This window comes from Lishizhenia sp., from assembly GCF_033720595.1.
Lineage (GTDB): Bacteria > Bacteroidota > Bacteroidia > Flavobacteriales_D > Crocinitomicaceae > Lishizhenia.
This window is the reverse complement of the sequence record NZ_JAWWCF010000171.1, coordinates 1-6,591: the sequence shown is the minus strand read 5'-3', so window position 1 is coordinate 6,591 and position 6,591 is coordinate 1. Positions and strand designations below refer to the sequence as shown.

General features: G+C 36.5%; 8 protein-coding genes. 5 read left to right on the top strand and 3 right to left on the bottom strand.

The window, feature by feature from the left end:
- The coding region (locus R3333_RS11495; protein ID WP_318958925.1) for a glycosyltransferase family 2 protein at window positions 1–1,208 on the top strand (1,208 nt) is incomplete at its 5' end.
- 1 nt (window position 1,209) lies between these two features.
- Window positions 1,210–2,526, top strand: coding sequence for a glycosyltransferase 87 family protein (locus tag R3333_RS11490; protein ID WP_318958924.1), 1,317 nt, complete (start codon window positions 1,210–1,212; stop codon window positions 2,524–2,526).
- Here the strand turns inward: R3333_RS11490 and R3333_RS11485 are convergent.
- The 3 genes from R3333_RS11485 to R3333_RS11475 all read right to left on the bottom strand — a co-directional run bounded on the left by R3333_RS11485 (window position 2,515) and on the right by R3333_RS11475 (window position 4,145).
- Window positions 2,515–3,066, bottom strand: a complete 552-nt coding sequence (locus R3333_RS11485; RefSeq protein WP_318958923.1) for a hypothetical protein — start codon at window positions 3,064–3,066, stop codon at window positions 2,515–2,517. The genes R3333_RS11490 and R3333_RS11485 overlap by 12 nt on opposite strands.
- A 206-nt stretch (window positions 3,067–3,272) precedes the next feature.
- Window positions 3,273–3,842: a 5-formyltetrahydrofolate cyclo-ligase gene (locus R3333_RS11480; protein WP_318958922.1), complete on the bottom strand. Its 570-nt coding sequence runs from the start codon at window positions 3,840–3,842 to the stop codon at window positions 3,273–3,275.
- A 3-nt stretch (window positions 3,843–3,845) separates the two neighbouring features.
- Window positions 3,846–4,145: a YbaB/EbfC family nucleoid-associated protein gene (locus R3333_RS11475; protein ID WP_318958921.1), complete on the bottom strand. Its 300-nt coding sequence runs from the start codon at window positions 4,143–4,145 to the stop codon at window positions 3,846–3,848.
- A gap of 209 nt (window positions 4,146–4,354) precedes the next feature.
- Here R3333_RS11475 and R3333_RS11470 point away from each other — a divergent pair, with 209 nt between their 5' ends.
- From R3333_RS11470 to R3333_RS11460, 3 genes are all read left to right on the top strand, one after another.
- On the top strand, window positions 4,355–5,374 hold the full coding sequence (locus tag R3333_RS11470; RefSeq protein ID WP_318958920.1) for a cytochrome c: 1,020 nt from the start codon (window positions 4,355–4,357) through the stop codon (window positions 5,372–5,374).
- Window positions 5,375–5,382: 8 nt separating this feature from the next.
- Window positions 5,383–6,249, top strand: coding sequence for a DUF5777 family beta-barrel protein (locus tag R3333_RS11465; RefSeq protein ID WP_318958919.1), 867 nt, complete (start codon window positions 5,383–5,385; stop codon window positions 6,247–6,249).
- Window positions 6,250–6,251: 2 nt separating this feature from the next.
- Window positions 6,252–6,591: hypothetical protein (locus R3333_RS11460; protein ID WP_318958918.1), on the top strand; the 340-nt coding region annotated here is incomplete at its 3' end.

The window sequence follows — 6,591 nt, the reverse complement described above, 5'->3', positions numbered from 1 at the left end:
GGGGAGAAGAAGTAATTCGGTTCATGCAGCATGGAAAAGAATACGCCCGAACCTACAAGTGTTGTTGGGGACGCTACTATAACTGCAATCGAACTCGAATCGGCATGTATTGTGTAGCTCTAGATGATGCGATGGAAGCATGTAAGGGAGAATTCATTGCCATTTTTGATGTTGACTTTTTACCCCATAGCGATTTCTTAAAACAAACCATAGGTCATTTTAAAAAGCAGGATGTCGGTGTGGTGCAAACACGTTGGGGACATCTCAACAAGGACTATTCTTTGCTAACAGAACTGCAAGCCTTCGGTTTAAACGCTCACTTTAGTGTGGAGCAAGTAGGAAGGAATGTACAAGGACACTATATTAATTTTAATGGTACCGGGGGGGTATGGCGCAAATCCTGTATTGAAGATGCTGGTGGATGGCAACACGATACCTTAACAGAAGATTTAGATTTAAGTTACAGGGCCCAAGTAAAAGGCTGGAAATTTGTCTACTTAGAGGATGTTATTGCTCCTGCGGAGTTGCCGATTACGATGAGTGCATTAAAGAGTCAGCAACACCGCTGGATGAAAGGTGGAGCTGAATGTTTTGTGAAAAACAATGCTCTTTTACGTAAAACAGAAGGATTAGAAAGAGGTCATAGACTTCATGGTTTGTTTCATTTGTTCAATTCCTCAGTTTTTGTGGTATTGTTGTTACTCTCGCTTTTGAGCTTACCCTTAATGACAATACAGGATAGTTTTTCAAAGTTCGATTGGGTATTTGATTTAAGCGCCGTTTTTATTTCTTCCACCTTGTTTTTGTTTTATTATTACTGGGTGAGCTACAGGGATAAAAGTGAACAATTTTTGCCTTCTTTTTTAAGGTTTACCGTTCGCTTTGTTCAGTTTTTGACTGTTTCTGCAGGGTTGAGTATTAACAATTCTATCGCCGTTTTTGAGGGGTATTTGGGCATTAAAAGCTCTTTTGTGCGTACGCCAAAATTCAATGTTACGCTGAAAAATGATAGTAAGACAAACAAGTACGATAAGAAGAAAATGAGTCTTCCTATGGTTTTTGAGTTCCTTATGTTTATCCTTTTTGGTCTTTCTACCGTATATCATATATATACAGAGGCATATGCTATACTTCCTTTTCATATAATGTTGACATTGGGGTATGGAGCAGTATTCTTCTATGGATTTTCTGAATTGAAACAACGCTAATATGCAATGGAAAAAGTGGTTTTGGGTCTTGGGCTATTTTGTAGCTGTACTTGGCTTAGGTCGATATGCCCAGCAGGATAATTTTATTACCACTTTCTCGAGTTACACTTTCGCCTTTGCGTTTTATTTAGGTATCTATTTTAAGCGAAAGATGTTCTCACCGAGAGAGCTTAAAATCACTGTTTTTATCAGTGCTATAATTGTTCTTCCCTTTCTTCCTGGTTTATCTCCCGATTATTTCAGGTTTTTATGGGATGGAAGGTTGATACTCGACGGAATAAATCCTTATGCCCACACGCCAGAGGCATTGATGGAAATGAGTCGTTTTGCCAACGATGCTTATTATCAGGAGTTATATGCTGGAATTACGCAATTGTCAAAAGAAAATTATTCTTGCTACCCGAGTATCAATCAGTTTTACTTTGCGGCAGCTAATCTGTTTTCAAAAGATGTTTGGTTCAACATGGTGATGATGCGCATACTCATCATTTTAAGTTTGTTATTTGCCCATCATTTTACTGTAAAAATGTTGTTGCAATTCGACAGGTCGCCCAAACTTGCAAGTCTCTTTTTTTTAAATCCATTTGTGCTCTTAGAATTGATCATAAACCTCCATTTTGAAGGTGTGATGATTGCATTTTTTGCACCGGGACTTTTCTATTTATTGCGCGATCGTATGTTTTTAAGTGCGTTGTTTTTTGCCTTAGCGATTAATGTGAAATTAACACCACTTTTATTATTGCCTTTTATTTACAAGCAATTGAGTATCAGGCATACGGTACTCTTTTATTTCTACACCCTTGTAGGGGTGCACTTGTTTACGCATCTCCTCTTATGGCCTCCTTATTACGAAAATTTTGCAGAGAGTTTGAGTTTGTATTTTTCAAATTTTGAATTTAATTCATCTCTATACAGTACGGCATCTAGTTTATTTTACCCTTTATTTACCTGGGAAACGGTATACATTGTAGGACCAGCCCTTTCTATGCTAACACTCGGTTTAATCATAGTTATGGCATTGAAAAGACCCGTTAACACATCTGTGGAAATACTCTACTACATGATGGCGGGTTATTTTATATATCTGCTCCTGAGTTCAACGGTACATCCTTGGTACTTAAGTATTCCCTTGTTTTTAGGAATGTTTAGCAAGTTCAATTTTGTGGTGATTTGGAGTTTTGTGGTGATACTAAGTTATGGTTTCTATGCCTTTGAGAGTCCATGGATAGCCACTACATTGAAGTGGACGGAATATGGTATTGTTTTTATTTATCTCCTTTGGGAGATTCTCAAAATAAGACGGGTGTCAATACAATGATTTGTAGTAATTTACCCAAACAGGGTTCGTTACATCTCTTAGTATATTGAAAAAGTTAGAGTCAATAAAATAGCTTCCTTCAAAATTTCTGATGTTGTAGTTTTTACCGAGAAATTCGTATTGTTTTAAGGATGGTTTAATGATGCCGTTGCTCCAACCATTGGCCTTGGACTTGTCCAAAGGATGTATGGCAAAACGAAGTTTCCATAAAGAGTCTAAAGCGGGACAATACCATACCGAATCATCGGTGGGGTAGTGGTATATTTTAAAGTGAATTATATTATTCTCTTCCAAGTAATTTCTGTAACCTTCTCCGGGTAGGGGCCAGGTGCCAGTGAGATATTTTAAAAAAGCCGCTTCGTCTGGTAAATAAGAAATAGCCACTCCATTTATTCGATCTCTGAAAATGGCATAGCTTTGAATTTTACCAGTAGGGAACGCACCAACTTTAACACCGAACCGAACTTCCTTATCTACAGTATTGTAGGAAGAAAAGAGTAGCAGTGCAAGTACAGAGAATATGTACGTGTTAATTTTCATAATCAGTACGCATTATAAGGTACTGAAATTCAATTGAAAAAGTTACGTTGATTACTTGGTCTTTTTTAAAACTAGAAAAAAGGTGAGCAGCGCAATGGCTAAAATTAAAAATCCCCACAGCAAGTTTTCAAAAAGTAAAAACCCCAACATTACGAAGGGGATAAATGCTATAATGAGTAAATGATATTTTCCTTGATTGCCTGAACTCAAAATCGAATTAATTTTTCTGGAGTAATAAGGTAGTTGAGCTTTTTATCTCCCTCAAAAACATCTTCAATTTCGTCTATAGGTTCAAAAAAGTTAAGGCCTATAAAGATACAGTCAGACTTACATTTACTTAAGAACCTATCATAGAAACCTTTTCCATACCCCACGCGATTACCAAGTTTGTCAGCCGCTAATAATGGAACAAATACAATATCGTGTTTATCCGGTGCTATTTTTTTTCCTTTAACGGGTTCGGGTATCCCGTAGGGATTAATTTCCAAGCTTGTGTCGTTGGTATAAAGTACATGCGAAAGCTCACCCGTTTTAAAGTTACTCACCGGCAGTGTGAACTTTGCCCCAATATTTACGGCTCGCTCTAATATTTGGTAAGTATTGAGTTCTTTTTGTCTTTCTATAGGTAAGAAAATACTACACAGTTTATTTTCTAATTGAAAGTTTTTAAGAACTGAATGGCAAATCTCTTCCGATGCTTTTTGTAAGCGTTTGGGAGAAATTTTTTTCCTTTCTTCTTTAAAATGAGCTCTAAGCTCCGCTTTATTTGCTTTCATGTATTATAGTCCAGGGAATAATCCTTTTGCAGAGTTCTGCATTTCTTTTTGATTAACTTCTTCTGCAGCCTCTAACGCGCGATTGAAGGCAACCGTTAGTAAATCTTCCAAATCTTCTTTATCCATTTGATCCAACTCCGTGTTAATGGTTAAAGATTTCATGGTTCTATTCCCTGTTAACTCTACTACAATCAGGTTTCCTCCTGCTTCTCCTTGAACAGAAATTTGATCTAATTTTTTCTTAGACTCTTCTGCCTTTTGTTGCATTTCTTGCAACTTTCCAAACATATCTCCTCCAAACATGATCTTTTGAATTTTTGTTCGAAAATAAGCAGAAGATTTTATTTACCACAATGGCTTCCCAATTTTTCGGTGAGGAGTAATTAATCATTGAGCTTATCGAATTAGATGTAATGTATTTATCAATCTTAGAAAGAAAAATGTAGTTCGTGCATCCATTTGCATTCAGTTTGCGTTAATATCCTAGAAGCGAAAAAAAACGCCTTTGTTTTATGTGGAAAAAAATTGTTGGAGGAACAGTTTTACTTTTAATTACGGGACTATTAGCTTTTGTAAAGAAGCACGATACCAGTAAGATATCTGCTCTATCCTTAGCGGAAGTTGAGCACCAACTTGATGGAAGTGTACGCAATCCTATTAGGGAGGTGGATACCGTATTGGCTAAAATTGGATACACCATTATTACAGAAGGTAAAGCGGAGTATAAAGGTTATAAAGGAAAATTAGTTTCTTCTTATTTTGTTTGTACAGATTGCCACAATTTAGAACAGGAGTATTCTTCTTTAACAGAACATAGCCCCGAAGATAAATTGGTGTATACAACAGAACACAATTTACCTTTTTTACCTGCTTCTAGTTTTTATGGAATTTATAATAGAAAGCAGTTCTATACCAAGGATTATGTAAAGAAGTATGGTGAATTAGTAAACGATGCGCGCGATACATTAGAGAATGCTGTTCAATTGTGTGCAAAATACTGTTCAAGTGGAAGGTATCTAGAAGATTGGGAGTTAGATGCAATCATGCACTACTTCAAAAGTACAGAGTTAAAGCTTAAAGACCTCAAGCTATCTCACCAAGAGTTGAGTGCTTTAGAAAATTTAGAGCGTTTATCTTCCGACCAAAAAGAAGCAATTTTAAAGAAAGTACGCTCCAAATTTACGCAATCATATATCGCTACGTTTTTACCGGCCATGGATGTTAATAAAAGGGGATATGGAGAAAATGGGAATGCGGAAAATGGAAAACTGATTTATGAAAAGAGTTGTTTGCATTGTCATGACAACGCACGCGTAACTTACTTGGATTTAGACCACGATAAGTTAGACGCTCAAATGTTTTGGAGAAATATAAACAACTACACAGATAAGTCCTTGTATCAGATTATAAGATATGGAACTTATCCTATTGCAGGTAGAAAACAATATATGCCCCTATATCCTGAAGAAAAAATGAGCAATCAACAATTGGAAGATTTGGTGGCATACATTAAAGAATTGGCAGCAGTATAATGAGAAAGATGAAGAAGATAATTGGTTTAGTTCTTACAAGTGTTTTTGTCTTATCCAATGGATTTGCACAGGAAAAAGAAAGCGAAACTTTCAATGCTTTTAAAATTGTGAATGCACATAGCACCAAGACTTTGAAAAAACGAGAATTCAGATATATCATAGAGCATAGGTTTGGTGATATAGCAGGAGAGCAAGGAGGTGTGCAAACCGGGTTTGGTTTCGATAACGCTGCGGATATTCGCTTCGGGTTTGATTTTGGACTCAGTGATAAATGGATGGTAGGTATAGCTCGTTCTAAGGGGGCAAACCAACCTTACAGGTCTTTGATAGATGCTGGCACTAAATATTTATTGTTAGAGCAAACCAAAGATTTGAGTACACCTGTTTCTATGGCAATTACAGGAACAATGTATTATACCTATCAGCAAGCAACAACAAATTTGACGCAAGTGAATTCTTTTCCTACTCAAGTAGACAGGTTTTCATATGCTTCTCAATTGGTGATTACCCATAAATTAAACGAACGTTTAAGCTTCGCAGTTCTACCTACTTATGTTTACAGAAATTATGTTTTGGCAAAAGACAATAACGCATTGTTTTCTGTAGGAGGGGCGGCTAATTTAAAGTTGACGAAAGGTTTGGGACTTATCGCCGAATATTTCTACGGGATTGGCAACACTATGGAAAGGAATGCGTCTAACACCAATAGTCTTGGCTTCGCTTTAGAGTGGAAGACGAATGGGCATTGCTTTCATTTCAATTTTACGAATGCTAAAGGAATGGGAGAATTACAATACATAGCGAATACTGAATCTCAATGGAGAGAAGGTGAATTTCGATTTGGATTTGGTATTTCTCGAACTTTTAAATATTAAAAATGTTAAGATATATAGGCATATTAGGTGTAGGATTAATGTTAATGGTAGGTTGTGCTAAAAACAGAACACAACCCATGAAAACTTTCCCTCCAGGATGTGAGGATACAGTTTATTTCTCTTCTCAAATACAACCTTTGTTTATGAACAATTGTTCTACTACAGGTTGTCATGATCAATCGACTGCTCAGAATGGATATGTATTTGAAAATTATAATCAAATCGTTAATTCTGCGGAAGACGCACTTCAAACCATAAAACACGAAGGTGGAGTTGCTCCTATGCCTTCGGGAGGACCTAAATTAAATGATACATTGATTAAACAACTCGAATGTTGGATTG